Genomic DNA, 16,008 nt, shown 5'->3' on the forward strand with positions numbered 1-16,008 from the left:
ACTCGATCTTAGGCTGGCGGGGTCCTGGACTACTTGGCGAGGGCGTCGACGCCGGCCTTGGCGAACTTCTCGTCCAGGTCGCCGCTCGGGGCGCCGGCCACGCCGATACCGGCGACCGGGGCGCCGCCCGCCTGCACCGGGGCGCCGCCGCCGAGGAAGAGGGTGCCGGGGATGTCCTTCAGGTTCGGGGTCTGGGCGAGGCGGCCCACGAGCACCGAGGTCGGGGCGTTCCAGGACACGGCGGTGAAGGCCTTGCGCTGCGCCGACTCGTAGGACTGCGGGCCCGCGCCGTCGCCGCGGAGGGTGACGATGGTGTTGCCGTTGCGGTCCACGACCGCGACCGTCACCTTCTGGTTCTCGCTCTGGGCGGCCTGGAGCGCGGCCTGCGCGGCGCGGGTGGCGGCGTCGACGGTGAGGTGCGTCGAGGTGGTGAAGTTCTTGTCGCCCGGCTCGTCCTTCTTCGCGGAGGCGGCGGCCGGAGCGGCGGGGGTGGCGCTGGCGCTGACGGCGCCGAAGGTCCCGGCGCCGAGCGCGACGACGAGGGCGGTACCGGTGAGGACGCGGGTGCGGGTGTTCATCTCTGCTCCTGAGGACGGTGACGCGGTGACTGGTACAAGCCTGTCCCCGGACCCCCCGCCACCCCGTCGACGTACCGGCTCCCACCGGCTGCCGCAGCGGCTGACCCGGGGGTCATCCGATCGGTCGATGCGCATCGCCGCCACGACCGTATTGGCTGGTCACGCCGGACGGACCGGCCCCGCCGGTCCGTCCGGCCCCGCCCAAGACGGAGCCCGGGCAACGGCGCCGCGGGCGAGAATGGACGTACGCCCCCATCCCAGGAGCCCCCGGTGAGTCACCCCGCGCGCAAGCCAGACACCCGCACGCTGGCCACGGTCGCGCACACCGCGTTCTTCCTGCTCCTCGGCGCCTCGCTGGCCCGTTTCCTCCTCCACCACCCCGGCGAACCCCGCACGCCGTGGGTCATCGCCCTCAGCACCACCCTGGCCCTCCTGTACGTACTCGGCCCGGCGGTCGGCGCCGCCCCCACCGCACGGCGGACCCTCTGGCTCGGGCTGATCGTCGGCACCTGGGTGGTCCTGGTCGTGCTCGCGCCGAGCTTCGCCTGGTGCGCCGTACCGCTCTTCTTCACCGCCCTGCGCACGCTCCCGTCGCGCGCCGCGATCGTCCTAGTCGCCCTCCTCACCGGCTTCGTGGTGATCGCCCAGCTGAAGCTGGCCGGGTCCTTCGACCCCAACCTCCTCCTCGCCCCGCCCGCCGTCGCCGCCCTCGCCACCGCCGTCTTCGTGCACATGGAGCGCCAGACCCAGGCCCAGCGCGCACTGATCGACGACCTGATCCGCACCCGCCGGGAGCTGGCCGCCACCGAACGCCGTGAAGGCACGCTCGCCGAACGCCAGCGGCTTTCCATGGAGATCCACGACACCCTCGCCCAGAACCTCTCCAGCCAGCAGATGCTCCTCCAGGCCGCCGACCGCACCTGGGACACGGACCCCGCCACGGCCCGCGCGCACGTCCGTACCGCCACCGGCATCGCCGCCCGCGGCCTCGCCGAGGCCCGCCGCCTGGTCCACGACCTGGCCCCGGCCGAACTCGCGGACGGCACCGGCCTCGCCGACGCCCTGCGCGCCCTGGACGCCGGCCCGGACATCGAGGTCCGCTTCCACCTCGAAGGCACCCCGGCCGCACTCCCCGACCGGGTCCAGTCCGCCCTGCTGCGCATAGCCCAGGGCGCGCTGGCCAACGTCCGCGAACACTCCGGCGCCCGGGCGGCCGCGCTCACCCTGAGCTTCCTCGGCGACCAGGTGGTCCTGGACATCGCCGACGACGGCCACGGCTTCACACCGACCCGGGGCGAAGCCGGGGACCGCGGCCACGGCCTCCCCGCCATGCGCGCCCGCGTACGCCAGCTCGGCGGCACCCTGACCGTCGAATCCACGCCGGGCGAGGGCACCGTCCTCTCCGCGGCCGTCCCCCTGGAGCCCACCGGATGACGACGATCCTGCTCTGCGACGACCACGTGGTGGTCCGCGCCGGACTCCTGGCCCTCCTCGGCAGCGAGCCCGACATCGAGGTCCTCGGCGAGGCGGGCAGCGGCGAGGAGGCCGTCGCCCTGGCCGCCAAGCTCCGCCCCGACGTGGTCCTCATGGACCTCCAGCTCGGCGAGGGCATCGACGGGGTCGAGGCCACCCGCCGCATCACCGCCCTCCCCAGGCCCCCGCACGTACTGGTCCTCACCACCTACGACACGGACGCCGACATCACCCGCGCCATCGGCGCGGGCGCGACCGGTTACCTCCTCAAGGCGGAACGCCCCGAGGAGCTCTTCGCCGCCATCCACTCGGCGGCCCAGGGCCGGACCACCCTCTCCCCGCCCGTGGCCAGCCGCGTCATGGCCCACATGCGCGGCACCCGCCCCACCCTGACCGACCGCGAACTGGACATCCTCGGCCAGCTGGCCCGCGGCCTCGGCAACCGCGACATCGCCCGCGCCCTCTTCATCAGCGAGGCCACCGTCAAGACCCACCTGGGCCGCATCTACGACAAGCTCGGCGTGGACACCCGCGCGGGCGCCGTCGCGGTGGCCAAGGAACAGCGCCTGCTGCCCTGACCGGCGGGGGGGCACCATGGGTCGGGACACGCCCGTACCCGTGACACCATCGGGTACGTGCTCGACATCGGCTACTCCCTCTCCCGGCGCTTCCCCGACCCCCCGCAGACCGACTACCGCTCGGCGGACGTCCACACCCTGCGTCACGACCTGTTCTGCGGGGACGTCTACCTCGCCGACACCAACACGGACCGGGAAGTGTCCACAGCCTGGGGATGGGTGCCCGTACTGGACTTCGCCTGGGCCCTGTGCGACATCGTCGAGCAGCTCGACCAGGACCCGCGCGGCAGCCGCTCCGCCAACCGCCAGTACGCCGAAATCGACTTCACCGAGTCCACCGACCGGATGCTCTTCGAGCGCCGCTTCGGCTGGGTCGACGTCGAGGCCGACTGGATGCCGGGCGACGAGGAGCCGCTGACCTTCAGCCACCGCCTGCTGCGCCGCGAGGCCCGCGACTTCCTGCACGACCTCATCGCCGACCTCGTCGACATGCACGACGCCCTCGCCGACAACCCCGCCATCTGGATGCTCCAGTCCCGCTTCCCCCGCGTCCCGGCCTGACGCCCTGCGGCCCCGCTACGCGATCACCCGCACCCCCAGCTGCGCCGCCATCGCCGGGGCCAGCTCGAACAGCTGCCCCGGGCTGATCACGGCCCCGGCCAGCGCCTCCACCCCCCGGGCGATCTCCAGCACACCCGCGGCCCGCAGATCCACGTCCGTCATCCGCACTCCGCTGAAGTCGACCCCCCGCAGCGTGCAGTCCCGGAACTCCACCCGCTCCAGCACCGCGCCCGCGAAGTCGGGCTCCACTAGCACGCACCCCTCGAAGACCACGTCGCGCAGCCGCGCCTCCCGCAGGTTCAGGTAGTCGATCTTGCCGCCCCGGACCACCACCCGCTCCAGCACCGCCCCGTGCAGCTGCACCCCGCCCAGCCGCGCGTCCAGCAGCTCCACGTCCCGCAGCGAAGCCCCGGACAGGTCGGTCCCCACCCCCCGGACCCCCTCCAGCACCGAGTCCAGGATCCGCGCCTTCGCCAGCCCCGCCTCGTCCAGCGCGCACCTGCGCACCGCGCAGTCCATGAACCGGGCCCCGACCCCCTCCTGCCCCGCCAGGTCCAGATCCGCGAACTCCAGCCCGTCGTAGTCCCCGTCGGGCTCCAGCCCGTCCCCCTCCCACACCGCCAGCTCCGGCAACCGCACCTCCGGCCGCCGCGCCGACTTCACCGTCTCCTGCTGCCCTTTGCGCGCCATGCCCCCATCGTGGCGCAGCCCACTGACAAGGCCCGGAAAGACCTGCAGCACTGGCAGTAGCGGCAGCACCTTGACCTCAACCACGGTCGAGGTCCAAGGCTTGCGCCATGGACACCACAGACACCATGAACGCCGTCCGCCTGCACGCCTTCGGCCCCGCCGAGAACCTCACGTACGAGGCCGTCCCCACCCCCGTCCCGGCCCCCGGCCAGGTCCGCATCGCCGTGGCCGCCGCCGGTGTCCACCTCCTCGACACCACCCTCCGCCAGGGCATCCAAGGGCCCGCCCCCGCCCTCCCCGAGCTGCCCACGACCCCGGGCCGCGAGGTCGCCGGCACCGTCGACGCCCTCGGCCCCGGCACCGACCCCGCCTGGCTCGGCCGCAGCGTCGTCGTCCACCTCGGCTTCGCACCCGGCGGCTACGCCGAGTACGCCGTCGCCGACGCCGACCGCCTGCACCCCGTACCGCCCGGCCTCGACGCCGCCGAGGCCGTCGCCATGATCGGCACCGGCCGCACCACGCTCGGGATCCTCCAGTTCGCCGAACTCGGCCCGCACTCCACCGCCCTGATCCCCGCCGCCGCCGGCGGCATCGGCACCCTGCTCGTCCAGTACGCGAGGAACGCCGGAGCCACCGTCATCGCCCTCGCCGGAGGCCCCGCCAAAACGGCCCTCGCCGCTGCCAACGGCGCCCACCTCGCCCTCGACTACACCGCCCCCGACTGGCCCGACGCCGTACGCGAACACTCCGCCGGCGGCGCCACCGTGCTCTTCGACTCCGTCGGCGGAGCCACCGCCCGCGCCGCCCTCGGCCTCCTCGCCCCCCGCGCCCGCCACCTCGTCTTCGGCTGGTCCGCCGGCCCCCTCGACCTCACCGACGCCGAACGCGCCGGCCTCACCGCCCGCGGCATCACCACCCGAAACGTGCTGGGCCCCGCCATGCTCCAGGCCGTCGGCGCCCCCGACCCCCTCCGCGTCCTGGAGACCCGCGCCCTCGCCGAAGCCGCCGCCGGCCGCCTGCGCCCGGCCGTCCAGCGCCACCCCCTCGCCGAGGCCGCGTCCGCCCACCGCGCCCTGGAGACCCGCGCCACGACCGGCAAGGTGGTCCTGGAGCCCTAGGAAAATCCCTCCCCGCTGCCCGCGCCCAGCTCGGCCAGCGGCCCGTCCGTCAACCGGTACACCGACCACTCGTCCTGCGGCCGCGCGCCCAGGGCCTCGTAGAACGCGATCGTCGGCGCGTTCCAGTCCAGCACCGACCACTCCAGGCGCCCGTAGCCGCGCTCCACGCAGATCCGCGCCAACTCCCGCAGCAGCGCCTTCCCGTAACCGCCTCCGCGCGCACCCGGCCGCACGTACAGGTCCTCCAGATAGATCCCGTGCACCCCGCGCCACGTCGAGAAGCTGAGGAACCACACCGCGAATCCGACGACCTCCCCCTCGGGCGACTCCGCGATGTGCGCGAACGCCGCGGGCCGCTCCCCGAACAGCGCCTCGCGCAGCTGCTCCTCGGTCGCCCGGGCCTCGTGCGGCACCTTCTCGTAGTCCGCGAGCTCACGGATCATCTCGCGAATGGCAGGAACATCGGTGACTTGAGCGCTACGGATCATCCCCGCACCCTAGAGCCGGCCGCCGGACCCCGCCCCAGCAGCACCTCGGCCAGGGCCAGTTGCTGCTCCTGGAGCCGCAACTCGCCGTCCTCCACGTCCCACAGGCAGTTCTGCAGCACCCGCCCCAGGGTCCACGCCCGCGCCCGTTCACGGTCCAGGCCCAGCACCTGCGTCATCAGGTCGAACCGCCACCGCACCTCGTCCACCGCGAAGTTGTCGGCGATGGCCGGCAGCAGATCGAAGCCCGGATCCCCGGCCAGCGGCTTCGGATCGATCGCCAGCCACTCCTCCCGACCGCCGTCGGCGCCGCCGCCCAACACGTTGTCGTAGTGCAGGTCCCAGTGCAGCAACCGGTCCCCGGGCTCCCCCACCACCTCGGCCACCGCCGCCGCGCAGTCCCGCACCACCCGCCGGTCCCGTACGTCGTCCAGCCGCGCCAGCGCCCCCGGCACCGCCTCCAGCATCCCGGCGGCCATCCCGCCGAGCCCGCGCAGCCCCACCGGAGCCGGCACCGCCGTCAGCCGGGCCAGCAGCTCCGCGACCACTTGGACCGCCCGCCGGGAATCCCGCTCCGCGACCGCCGACAGGTGCCGCCCCTCGTCGAGCCGCTCCAGCAGCATCGCCCCGGTCGCCTCGTCGTGCTCCAGCAGCCGTACGGCGCCCTCCCCGCGCCACGCGCGCAGCGCGACCGGCTCCCCCGCGCTCTCCTCGTCGACCAGTTGCAGCTTCAGCGCGGCCGGCGTGCCGTCCGGGCGCTCCACCGGCAGCACCAGAGCGGTCACCCCGTGCATCCCCGGCCCCGTGCGCCGCAGCTCCCACCGCTCCAGGAACCGGGCCGCCAGCGCGGGCAACCCGGCGATGAACTCCCGCCCCGCCGCCCCGTTGAACCTGGCCTGCGCATCGGCCAGGGCCTCCGGTACCTCCACCACGTCCGCCATGTCCGCCATGCCCCCGAGGCTACGACGGCCGCCTGCGGCGTCCGGGCGAAAGGCTCCGCGCCGACCCGCACCGCGGGCCGCCATGAACCGAACCCCTCACCCAAAACGCAACAAAACCCCCACCACCCTACGGCCCCCGCCACCCCTCCCACATCCGCCATCCGGCCTGGAAACACACCCCGAAGCACGACAACCAGTCCCTGGACACCCGTCCGAAACGGGGTGTAGCAACTCCCCCATGACGATCAACGGCGGCATCTCCTTCTGGTACGCGACCGACCACACCACCCCGGCCGCCCCACCCCGCTCACCCCTCACCGCCGACGCCACGGCCGACGTCGTCATCGTGGGCGGCGGCTACACCGGCCTGTGGACCGCCTACTACCTCAAGGCGTCCGCGCCCGACCTCCGCGTCACCGTCCTGGAGCAGAAGTTCTGCGGCTACGGGGCCTCCGGCCGCAACGGCGGCTGGCTCTACAACGGCATCGCCGGCCGCGACCGCTACGCCGCGCTCCACGGACACCAGGCCGCCCTCCGCCTCCAGCGCGCCATGAACGACACCGTCACCGAGGTCATCGACATCGCCGCCAAGGAAGGCATCGACGCCGACATCCACCGCGGCGGCGTCCTCGAAGTCGCCCGCACCCCCGCCCAGCTCACCCGCCTCAAAGCGTTCCACGCCGCCGAACTCTCCTTCGGCGAGAGCGACCGCGAGCTCTACGACGCCACCGACACCCGCGCCCGCATCGACATCGCCGACGCCGTCGGCTCCACCTGGACCCCGCACGGCGCCCGCATCCACCCCCTGAAGCTGGTCAAGGGCCTGGCCGCGGCCTGCGAACGCATGGGCGTGGTGATCCACGAGTCCACCCCGGTCACGGAGATCGCCCCCCGGAAGGCGGTCACCCCGTACGGGACGGTCCGCGCCCCGTACGTCCTGCGCTGCACCGAGGGGTTCACCGCCGCCCTCAAGGGCCAGAAGCGCTCGTGGCTCCCCATGAACTCCTCGATGATCGTGACGGCCCCGATCCCGGAGTCGACCTGGAATCAGCTGGCCTGGTCGGACCCGGCGCTCCTGGGCGACATGGCCCACGCCTACATGTACGCCCAGCGCACCGCCGACGGCCGCATCGCGATCGGCGGCCGCGGGGTCCCGTACCGCTTCGGCTCCCGCACGGACAATGACGGCCGCACCCAGTCGGCCACCATCGACTCCCTGCGCGACCTCCTCTTCTCCTTCTTCCCGGCCCTCACCGGCACGGAGATCACCCACGCGTGGTCGGGCGTCCTCGGCGTCCCGCGCGACTGGTGCGCCACCGTCACCCTGGACGCCACCACGGGCCTGGGCTGGGCGGGCGGCTACGTCGGCTCGGGCGTGGCCACCACCAACCTCGCCGGCCGGACCCTGCGCGACCTGGTCCTCGGCGACTCCACGGACCTGACCACCCTCCCGTGGGTGGGCCACCGCGTCCGCCGCTGGGAGCCGGAACCCTTCCGCTGGCTCGGCGTCCAGGCCCTCTACGCCGCCTACCGCGAGGCGGACCGCCGCGAGACCGCGACCCACCGCCCGACGACAACCCCCCTGGCCCGCCTGGCGGACCGCGTCTCGGGCCGCCACTGACCGACGGAAAAGGCCCCGGGTGAACACCCGGGGCCTTTCCGCTTCCGCATGGAGCCCCCTGTCGGATTCGAACCGACGACCTACGCATTACAAGTGCGTTGCTCTGGCCGGACTGAGCTAAGGAGGCACAACACCGCCCGCAAATGTACTGCGAGCGAAGCCGCCATCACTCTACACAGGGCCCGATTCCCCGAGCCATCGCATTGAAGCCGCACCCGGAACCACCCACGCGCACGTTCGCCGGACGGACTGGTGTACCGCTGACGGCGCTCAGAAACCCACCGGGTACCCGGTCGCCTCCGCCGCCTCCGCCGCCGCGGCGAGGTCCGCGTGCGGGTTCAGGGTCTTGACCACGGTCTCCGTGAGGGGGCTCAGGGCGAAGACGTGGCGGACCGCGTCGAGGTCGACGTCCCGCTCGTAGTAGCCCTCGGCGAAGTCCACGTACGCCTCCGGGGTGCCGGCCGCCAGGACGCGGAAGAGGTGGCCCGTACCGTCGTCCGTGTCCGCGGGGATCTCCACCGGCCCCGCCCGCCAGGCCGTGTCGGAAGCCTCCCGCCAGAACACCACCGTGGCCACCTGCACGTCGTCGTCGCAGAAGGCCGTCTCCGCGAGCAGCGGCCGGAAGACCTCCGGCAGGGTGTCCACGAGACCGGGCCACAGGGCCATGTCCTCGTTCGTGTAAGGGCTCATCCAGGACTCGTGGTCGAAGCCGCGCCCGAAGACCCCGTCGGGCGTGAAGAGGATCGCGTACTCGTCACCCGCGCCGTTGTCCATCAGCGCGGCCGCGGTATCCGGACCCCACGCGGGGTCGTAGTCGAAGTAGCTCCCGCCCCGGCCGCCCATCAGCACGTCCAGGGCCGCCAGCGCCCGGCAGCGGTCACGCAGGACCGCGACGTCGGGGAGTACCCGGATCAGTTCGTGGACGTCGCGGGGGCGGTGTGTGCCGTTCATGCCGGCCATCCAAGCATTCGGGTCCGACAGATCGCACAGAGTCCGAAGTCACGTCGGTGCGGGTGCTGACAGGAGGCGGATCGGCGGGTAGCGTCAGGCGGAAGTCCATCTAGTGGACTAGACCCATTCTTCCTTCCACTCGGATCGTCCGGCACGTTCCTGCCGGTAGAAGGGATTCATCACCATGGCTTCTGTCACTTTCGACAAGGCGACCCGGCTGTACCCCGGCGGCGACAAGCCCGCCGTCGACCAGCTGGAGCTGGAGATCGAGGACGGCGAGTTCCTCGTCCTCGTCGGTCCGTCCGGCTGCGGCAAGTCCACCTCGCTGCGCATGCTCGCCGGCCTGGAGGACGTCAACGGCGGCGCCATCCGCATCGGCGACCGCGACGTCACGCACCTGCCGCCCAAGGACCGGGACATCGCGATGGTGTTCCAGAACTACGCGCTCTACCCGCACATGTCCGTCGCCGACAACATGGGCTTCGCGCTCAAGATCGCCGGTGAGGACAAGGCCACCATTCGCAAGAAGGTGGAGGACGCGGCGAAGATGCTGGACCTCACCCAGTACCTCGACCGCAAGCCGAAGGCGCTCTCCGGCGGTCAGCGCCAGCGCGTCGCCATGGGCCGCGCCATCGTGCGCAAGCCGCAGGTGTTCCTCATGGACGAGCCGCTGTCGAACCTCGACGCCAAGCTCCGCGTCTCCACCCGTACGCAGATCGCGGCGCTCCAGCGCGACCTCGGCATCACCACCGTCTACGTCACCCACGACCAGGTCGAGGCCATGACCATGGGCGACCGCGTGGCCGTGCTCAAGGACGGGCTGCTCCAGCAGGTCGACACCCCGCGCAACATGTACGACCGCCCGGCGAACCTGTTCGTCGCGGGCTTCATCGGCTCCCCGGCCATGAACCTGGTCGAGGTCCCGATCACCGACGGCGGTGTGAAGTTCGGCGACAGCGTGGTCCCGGTGTCGCGCGAGGCGCTGTCGGCCGCGGCCGACGCGGGCGACCGTACCGTCACGGTGGGCGTGCGCCCGGAGCACTTCGACATCGCCGAGTCCGGCGGTCTGACGATCGTCGTGAACGTGGTCGAGGAGCTCGGCGCCGACGGCTACGTGTACGGATCGGCTGCCTCGGCCGAGGGTTCGCAGGACCTCGTGGTCCGCGTGGGCGGCCGCCAGGTGCCCGAGAAGGGTTCGAACCTGCACGTGGTGCCGCGGGCCGGCGAGATCCACGTGTTCTCGACCTCCTCCGGCGAGCGGCTCTCCGGCTGACACCGCCCGGACGGTGAAACGGTGGGAAGGGGCGTTCCGTCGGACGGGACGCCCCTTTCCGTGTCGCGCGGCCGCCGTGCGGAACTCCGGCAGACCGGGCCATTCGGCCCCACCCGTCAACCCTTAATTCGAAAAGCCACGTCGAACCATCCCCCATCAGGGTGACCAATTGTCGCCGGTTCTTCACCGAGCGCTACTCTCGCCCTCGTGACCCACACTGCCCGCCGTATCGGCCGTTCCCTCGCCCTGGTCCTGCCCGTCGTCCTGGTCCTGTCCGGGACCCTCGCGGTCACGATGGTTCCCTGGGCGGACACTTCGTCTTCCCAGATCCTCACCGCCGCCGCCGAGGACGTCTCCGTCCCCGCCAAGCCGCGCGCGGCGCACGACCTGCTGCGCGACAAGCTCGTCGGCGAGATCCAGCAGGGGCAGGAGCCGGGTGACGTCCTGACCCACCTCCAGCAGGAGGTGGACAAGCGGCCGTCGCTGGCCCAGCACTGCGTGGGGATCGCGCGGGCATTGGGGCGGGCGGCCGTGGACGCGTACGGTCCGACGAAGGCCCAGTCCTTCGCCCGTCCCGTGTGCGACACCGCGTACGCGACCGGCGTCGCCTCCATGGGCTGAGCCGCCGCGTCCCTACGCTGGCCGGCATGACCGACGCCGAACCCGCGCCTCCCGCACGCCGATCCGCCCGCTCCACCCGGTCCGCCTTTCCCGCAGCCGCGTTCCCCGCGGCCCCCTCCCAGGCAGTCGTCCTGGCGGGTGGCCAGGGTTCGCGGCTGCGGCCGTACACGGACGACCGTCCCAAGCCGATGGTCGAGATCCCGGGGACGGGGGTGCCGATCATCGGGCACCAACTGGCCTGGCTGGCCTCGGAAGGGGTCACGGACGCCGTGGTCTCGTGCGGACATCTCGCCGGGGTGCTCCAGGAATGGCTGGCGGAGGCGGTGTTGCCGCTGCGCGTGACGACGGTGGTGGAGGAGGAGCCGCTGGGACGGGGCGGGGGCCTGAAGTACGCGGCGCGCCACCTCCCGCACCCGGACCGGTCCTGGTACGCGACGAACGGGGACATCTGGACCCGTTTCTCGCTGCGCGAGATGGCCGCTTTCCACGCGGAGCGCGGCGCGGTGGCGACGCTCGCGCTGGCCCGGCCGCGGATTCCGTGGGGGGTGGTGGAGACCAACGAGTTCGGGCAGGTGCTGGACTTCATCGAGGCTCCGCCCTCGCCCTATCCGGTCAATGCGGGCGTGTACGTCTTCGGGCCCGAATTCGCCGCGCTGCTCCCGGACTTGGGGGACCACGAGCGGACCACGTTCCCGCGGCTGGCGCGCGAGCGCCGGCTGGCGGGCTTCCCGCTGCCCCAGGGGGCCTACTGGCGGGCGATCGACACGGCGAAGGACCTGACCGAGGCCGCACGGGAGTTGGCGGCGCAGACGGGCCCCTGAGGCCCTCCACAGGCCACGTGCCACATGTCGCACGGCACACACGGAGGGGCCCGGCACGCCGTGCGTGCCGGGCCCCTCCGTCGGTCGAGGCTGCCAGAAGTGATCAGCCGGTGCTCAGCCGATGATTCCGCCGATGAGGCCGGGCTGCCTCGTCGGGGACCCTCCGCTCGTGGACCCCGAGGAAGTGACCGGAGCCTTCGGTGAGCTGGACTGCCGCGGTGTGCTGCGCGGGGTCTGCCGGCTGGTGGTGCCCTTCGACGCGGTGGGCGACTCGGAGCGGGATCCTGCGGTCTCACGGGCGGGGGCGCCGGAAGCGGTCTTGCCGGACTTCGCGGCGGCCGGTTCGGACGGCGTGGCCGAGGGCTGCGGCCCCTTGGACGACGGCTGTTGGGTGGGCTGTTGGGTGGGCTGCTGCCTGGCCGGCGCCTTCGGCAGCGGCCGGCCCGGCAGGTAGTTGCTGGGGGCCTGTCCCGGTCCCGGGACGGTGACCACGGTGGTGGAGCGGACGGCGCCGCCGAGCAGCGAGCCGATGAGCAGGGTGAGCCCGCACACGACGGTGGCCATGACGGCTCCGCGGCGCAGCACGCGCCGACGCAGCCGCCAGACCTCGGAGCGCGGTCCGAGGGTGCGCCAGGCTTCGCCGGCGAGGCGGCCGTCGAGGGAGTAGACCGGCGCGCCCGCGATGATCAGCGGGCTCCAGGCGGCGAGGTAGATGATGTCGGGCGCGTCGTAGGCCGGGACGGTCTTCCAGCTCACCGTCATCAGCAGCGCGGCGGAGAGCAGCGCCCCGAAGCAGGCGGCGAACCGCTGCCACAGGCCGAAGACGGTCAGCACGCCGACGATGACCTGGAGGAACGCCACCGTGAGGCCGGCGCCGACCGGGTGCGCGAGCGCGAAGTCGCGCAGCGGTTCGGCCAGGGCCCAGGGGTGGAGGGTGTGCAGCCAGGTGACCATGGAGCCGCGTTCGCCGCCGTCGAAGTAGACGGGGTCGCACAGCTTGCCCATGCCGGCGTAGATGGAGATGAAGCCGAGGAAGACGCGCAGCGGGAGCAGCACGACGCCGAGGTTCATCCGGCGGCCGGGGTAGTAGGAGGCCTGCGCGCGGGCGTCCGGGCCTGGCCGCCGGGGGTCCGCGCCGGGACGGGTGCCGGGCGGATCGGCGTACGGCAGGTCCCGCACGGGGGGCATCGGGCGCGTCTCGTCGGGGTACCCGTAGGTGCGCTGGCCGATGACGGTCGGCCTGGCCAGGGTGTCCTCGGCGAGGTCGTGGGCCAGGTCGACTCGCGGGATGACCTGGGTGGCGCCGCCGTCGTACTCGTCGTGGCCGCGTACGGCCTGGAGGAGTCCGCCCATGGCCGCGGAGTCGCCCGCCTCCGACCTGCCGCTCCAGACCACGGGCGATCTGCGGCGGGTGGCTCCGGAGGCGGCGACCACGGCGCCGCCCAGGACGGCTGCCCGGCCGGGGGCGTTCGCGGGCTTGGAACGCGCGCTCGGGCTCGGTGCGAGCCGCACGCGGAAGCTGGCGTGGTTGACGATGACCTGTGCGGGGTCGCACGGCACCTTGACCATGCTCAGCGCGGGCTGGTCGTCGAACCCTGACGTTCTGGTGTCCACACTCATCTAACCGAGTGATCAGTGTTTAGGACACTGCCTTGACACCAGGGATGTGTCCGAGACCCGTCAAGATCAAGCCACCCCGCCCAGAACGGGCGGGGTGACACGCACACGGGTCACTTTCCGTGAGCCAAGTGGATCAAGCGGATCGCGCGGAACAGGGCCGGTCAGACCCATCAGGGCGATCCGGGCCGATCCGGACCGATGCGGCCGATCAGACGCGACTGCGGTCCGCACGGCGGCGGGCGGCCTCGTAGAGCACGACGCCGGCGGCGACACCGGCGTTGAGGGACTCGGCACCGCCCGGCATCGGGATGCGGACGAGGTAGTCGCAGTTCTCGCCGACGAGGCGGCCGAGGCCCTTGCCCTCGGAGCCGACGACGATGACGACCGGGCCGCCGAGCGCCTCCAGGTCGCTCACCGAGTGCGTGCCCTCGGCGGCGAGCCCGACGATGGTGATGCCGGCCTTCTTGTAGTCCTGGAGGGCGCGGGTCAGGTTGGTGACGCGGGAGACCGGGGTACGGGCGGCGGTGCCGGCCGAGGTCTTCCAGGCGCCGGCGGTCATGCCGGCGGCGCGGCGCTCGGGGATGACCACGCCGTGGCCGCCGAAGGCGGAGACGGAGCGGACGATCGCGCCGAGGTTGCGCGGGTCGGTGACGCCGTCGAGGGCCACGATCAGCGGGTCGTCGCCTTCGTCGTACGCGGCCGCGGTGAGGTCCTCGGGGTGCGCGTACTCGTACGGCGGGACCTGCAGGACCAGGCCCTGGTGGTTGAGCCCGTTGGTCATGCGGTCGAGCTCGGGGCGCGGGGCTTCCATCAGGTTGATGTTGCCGCGCTCGCCGGCGAGCTGGAGGGCCTCGCGGACGCGCTCGTCGTTGTCGATGAACTGCTGGACGTACAGCGTGGTGGCCGGGACCCCGTCGCGCAGCGCCTCGAAGACCGGGTTGCGGCCGACGACCATCTCGCTGGTGCCCTTGGGGCCGCCGCGACGGGGGGCCGGGCGACGCTTGGCGGCCTGCCTGGCCATGGCGTTGCTGACGCGGAACGCCTTGTGGCCCTTGCGTTCCTCGGCCTTGGGCGTGGGGCCCTTGCCCTCCAGGCCCTTGCGCCGCTGGCCACCGCTGCCGACCGTGGCGCCCTTCTTGTTGGACGTGCGGCGGTTCCTGCGCTGGCTGTTCCCGGCCATGACTTCTACCTGTTTTCGTTGATGCTGCGGTATGTACGTATGAAGAGTGTGCCGCCCGGAGCGCCGGGCGGCACACCAAGTTCAGCTGCGCCGGCTCAGCGGGGGCCGAGCGTCCAGCGCGGGCCCGTCGGGCTGTCCTCGATGACCAGTCCGGACTGCTGGAGCTGGTCGCGGATGGCGTCGGCCGTCGCCCAGTCCTTGCGGGCGCGGGCGGACTCGCGCTGTTCCAGGACGAGGCGCACGAGGGTGTCCACAGCGCCGTGGAGGTCCTCGCCGCGATCGGCCTCGCCGGCCCAGTGCGGGTCGAGCGGGTCCAGGCCGAGGACGGTGAGCATGGCCCGCACCTCGGACAGCCGGGCGATGGCCGCGTCCTTGTCGTCGGCGGCGAGCGCGCTGTTGCCCTGGCGGACGGTGGTGTGGACGATGGCGAGCGCCTGCGGGACGCCCAAGTCGTCGTCCATGGCCTCGGCGAAGGCGGGCGGGACCTCGGCGGCGGGCTCGACGGCCCCGCCGGCCTTCTCGATCACGCGCTGGTAGAAGCCCTCGATGCGGGCGAAGGCGGACTCCGCCTCACGCAGGGCCTCCTCGCTGTACTCGATCATCGAGCGGTAGTGCGGGGTGCCGAGGTAGTAGCGCAGGACGATCGGACGCCACTGCTTGACCATCTCGGAGACGAGGACCGAGTTCCCGAGGGACTTGGACATCTTCTCGCCGGACATGGTGACCCAGGCGTTGTGCACCCAGTACTTCGCGAACTCGTCGCCGAAGGCCTTGGCCTGGGCGATCTCGTTCTCGTGGTGCGGGAAGATCAGGTCGAGTCCGCCGCCGTGGATGTCGAAGGCCTCGCCGAGGTACTTGTGCGCCATGGCCGAGCACTCCAGGTGCCAGCCGGGACGGCCGCGGCCCCAGGGGGTCTCCCAGGAGGGCTCGCCGGGCTTGACGGACTTCCACATGGCGAAGTCGCGGGCGTCCCGCTTGCCCGTCTCGCCGGTGCTCTCCGGCTGGCGGATGTTGTCGAGCTCCTGGCGGGAGAGCGAGAGGTAGTCGGCGTACGACTTCACGTCGAAGTAGACGTTGCCCTCGGACTCGTAGGCGTGGCCGCGCTCGATGAGGCCGCGCATCATCTCGACCATCTCGGTGACGTGGCCGGTGGCGCGCGGCTCGTAGGTGGGCGGGAGGCAGCCGAGGGCGTTGTAGCCGTCGTTGAAGGCGCGCTCGTTCTCGTAGCCGATGGACCACCACGGGCGGCGCTGCTCGGCGGCCTTCGCGATGATCTTGTCGTCGATGTCGGTGACGTTGCGGATGAAGGTGACCTCGTAGCCCCGGTACTCGAACCAGCGGCGCATCATGTCGAAGTTGAGGCCCGACCGGATGTGCCCGATGTGCGGGGCCGCCTGCACCGTGGCGCCGCACAGGTAGATCGAGACACAGCCCGGAGTGAGCGGGGTGAAGTCGCGGATCTGCCGGGCGCTGGTGTCGTACAGGCGAATAGTCACG

General features: G+C 72.5%; 16 protein-coding genes and 1 tRNA gene. 8 read left to right on the forward strand and 9 right to left on the reverse strand.

Annotated elements, in window-relative coordinates:
* Positions 1-29 precede the first annotated feature (29 nt).
* Positions 30-578 carry a heme-binding protein gene (locus ACFYOB_RS25370; protein ID WP_388563081.1) on the reverse strand — a complete coding sequence of 183 codons (549 nt, stop codon included), beginning with the start codon at positions 576-578 and terminating at the stop codon, positions 30-32.
* 270 nt (positions 579-848) lie between these two features.
* Between ACFYOB_RS25370 and ACFYOB_RS25375 the strand changes: the two genes are divergently transcribed.
* Genes ACFYOB_RS25375 through ACFYOB_RS25385 form a run of 3 tightly spaced genes read left to right on the forward strand, consistent with a single transcriptional unit; the run spans position 849 to position 3,190 of the window.
* Positions 849-2,012, forward strand: a complete 1,164-nt coding sequence (locus ACFYOB_RS25375) for a histidine kinase (RefSeq protein ID WP_388563083.1) — start codon at positions 849-851, stop codon at positions 2,010-2,012.
* A complete protein-coding gene (locus ACFYOB_RS25380) occupies positions 2,009-2,629 on the forward strand; it encodes a response regulator transcription factor (protein ID WP_328926355.1) in 621 nt (206 codons plus the stop codon). The genes ACFYOB_RS25375 and ACFYOB_RS25380 overlap by 4 nt, the downstream gene beginning before the upstream one ends.
* A gap of 57 nt (positions 2,630-2,686) precedes the next feature.
* Positions 2,687-3,190 carry a hypothetical protein gene (locus ACFYOB_RS25385; protein WP_388563085.1) on the forward strand — a complete coding sequence of 168 codons (504 nt, stop codon included), beginning with the start codon at positions 2,687-2,689 and terminating at the stop codon, positions 3,188-3,190.
* A 15-nt stretch (positions 3,191-3,205) separates the two neighbouring features.
* Here ACFYOB_RS25385 and ACFYOB_RS25390 read toward each other — a convergent pair whose 3' ends face one another.
* Complete coding sequence (locus ACFYOB_RS25390) at positions 3,206-3,880, reverse strand: pentapeptide repeat-containing protein (protein WP_388563087.1); 675 nt, start codon at positions 3,878-3,880, stop codon at positions 3,206-3,208.
* Positions 3,881-4,005: 125 nt separating this feature from the next.
* Between ACFYOB_RS25390 and ACFYOB_RS25395 the strand changes: the two genes are divergently transcribed.
* A complete protein-coding gene (locus ACFYOB_RS25395; RefSeq protein ID WP_388563238.1) occupies positions 4,006-4,998 on the forward strand; it encodes a zinc-binding dehydrogenase in 993 nt (330 codons plus the stop codon).
* Here ACFYOB_RS25395 and ACFYOB_RS25400 read toward each other — a convergent pair.
* On the reverse strand, positions 4,995-5,486 hold the full coding sequence (locus ACFYOB_RS25400) for a GNAT family N-acetyltransferase (RefSeq protein WP_388563089.1): 492 nt from the start codon (positions 5,484-5,486) through the stop codon (positions 4,995-4,997). The genes ACFYOB_RS25395 and ACFYOB_RS25400 overlap by 4 nt on opposite strands.
* Positions 5,483-6,424, reverse strand: coding sequence for an aminoglycoside phosphotransferase family protein (locus tag ACFYOB_RS25405; RefSeq protein WP_388563240.1), 942 nt, complete (start codon positions 6,422-6,424; stop codon positions 5,483-5,485). Before ACFYOB_RS25405 ends, ACFYOB_RS25400 begins: the two co-directional genes overlap by 4 nt.
* A 238-nt stretch (positions 6,425-6,662) precedes the next feature.
* On the opposite strand from ACFYOB_RS25405, the gene ACFYOB_RS25410 reads away from it, so the two are divergent.
* On the forward strand, positions 6,663-8,045 hold the full coding sequence (locus ACFYOB_RS25410) for an NAD(P)/FAD-dependent oxidoreductase (protein ID WP_388563091.1): 1,383 nt from the start codon (positions 6,663-6,665) through the stop codon (positions 8,043-8,045).
* A 49-nt stretch (positions 8,046-8,094) separates the two neighbouring features.
* Here the strand turns inward: ACFYOB_RS25410 and ACFYOB_RS25415 are convergent.
* Together ACFYOB_RS25415 and ACFYOB_RS25420 are read right to left on the reverse strand one after the other, a co-directional pair.
* Positions 8,095-8,172, reverse strand: a tRNA-Thr gene (locus tag ACFYOB_RS25415).
* Between the two features lie 143 nt (positions 8,173-8,315).
* On the reverse strand, positions 8,316-8,996 hold the full coding sequence (locus ACFYOB_RS25420) for a hypothetical protein (RefSeq protein WP_388563093.1): 681 nt from the start codon (positions 8,994-8,996) through the stop codon (positions 8,316-8,318).
* Between the two features lie 184 nt (positions 8,997-9,180).
* Here ACFYOB_RS25420 and ACFYOB_RS25425 point away from each other — a divergent pair, with 184 nt between their 5' ends.
* From ACFYOB_RS25425 to ACFYOB_RS25435, 3 genes are all read left to right on the forward strand, one after another.
* Positions 9,181-10,269, forward strand: a complete 1,089-nt coding sequence (locus ACFYOB_RS25425) for an ABC transporter ATP-binding protein (RefSeq protein ID WP_388563095.1) — start codon at positions 9,181-9,183, stop codon at positions 10,267-10,269.
* Between the two features lie 207 nt (positions 10,270-10,476).
* Positions 10,477-10,890 carry a hypothetical protein gene (locus ACFYOB_RS25430; protein WP_388563097.1) on the forward strand — a complete coding sequence of 138 codons (414 nt, stop codon included), beginning with the start codon at positions 10,477-10,479 and terminating at the stop codon, positions 10,888-10,890.
* Positions 10,891-10,916: 26 nt separating this feature from the next.
* A complete protein-coding gene (locus ACFYOB_RS25435) occupies positions 10,917-11,711 on the forward strand; it encodes an NDP-sugar synthase (protein WP_388563099.1) in 795 nt (264 codons plus the stop codon).
* Positions 11,712-11,825: 114 nt separating this feature from the next.
* Here ACFYOB_RS25435 and ACFYOB_RS25440 read toward each other — a convergent pair whose 3' ends face one another.
* From ACFYOB_RS25440 to cysS, 3 genes are all read right to left on the reverse strand, one after another.
* On the reverse strand, positions 11,826-13,331 hold the full coding sequence (locus ACFYOB_RS25440; protein ID WP_388563101.1) for a DoxX family membrane protein: 1,506 nt from the start codon (positions 13,329-13,331) through the stop codon (positions 11,826-11,828).
* Positions 13,332-13,539: 208 nt separating this feature from the next.
* Complete coding sequence (gene rlmB / locus ACFYOB_RS25445) at positions 13,540-14,511, reverse strand: 23S rRNA (guanosine(2251)-2'-O)-methyltransferase RlmB (RefSeq protein ID WP_388563103.1); 972 nt, start codon at positions 14,509-14,511, stop codon at positions 13,540-13,542.
* Positions 14,512-14,606: 95 nt separating this feature from the next.
* Positions 14,607-16,007: a cysteine--tRNA ligase gene (cysS, locus tag ACFYOB_RS25450; RefSeq protein ID WP_388563105.1), complete on the reverse strand. Its 1,401-nt coding sequence runs from the start codon at positions 16,005-16,007 to the stop codon at positions 14,607-14,609.
* Position 16,008 lies beyond the last annotated feature (1 nt).

This window comes from Streptomyces sp. NPDC006463 (assembly GCF_042870715.1).
Classification (GTDB): Bacteria; Actinomycetota; Actinomycetes; order Streptomycetales; family Streptomycetaceae; genus Streptomyces.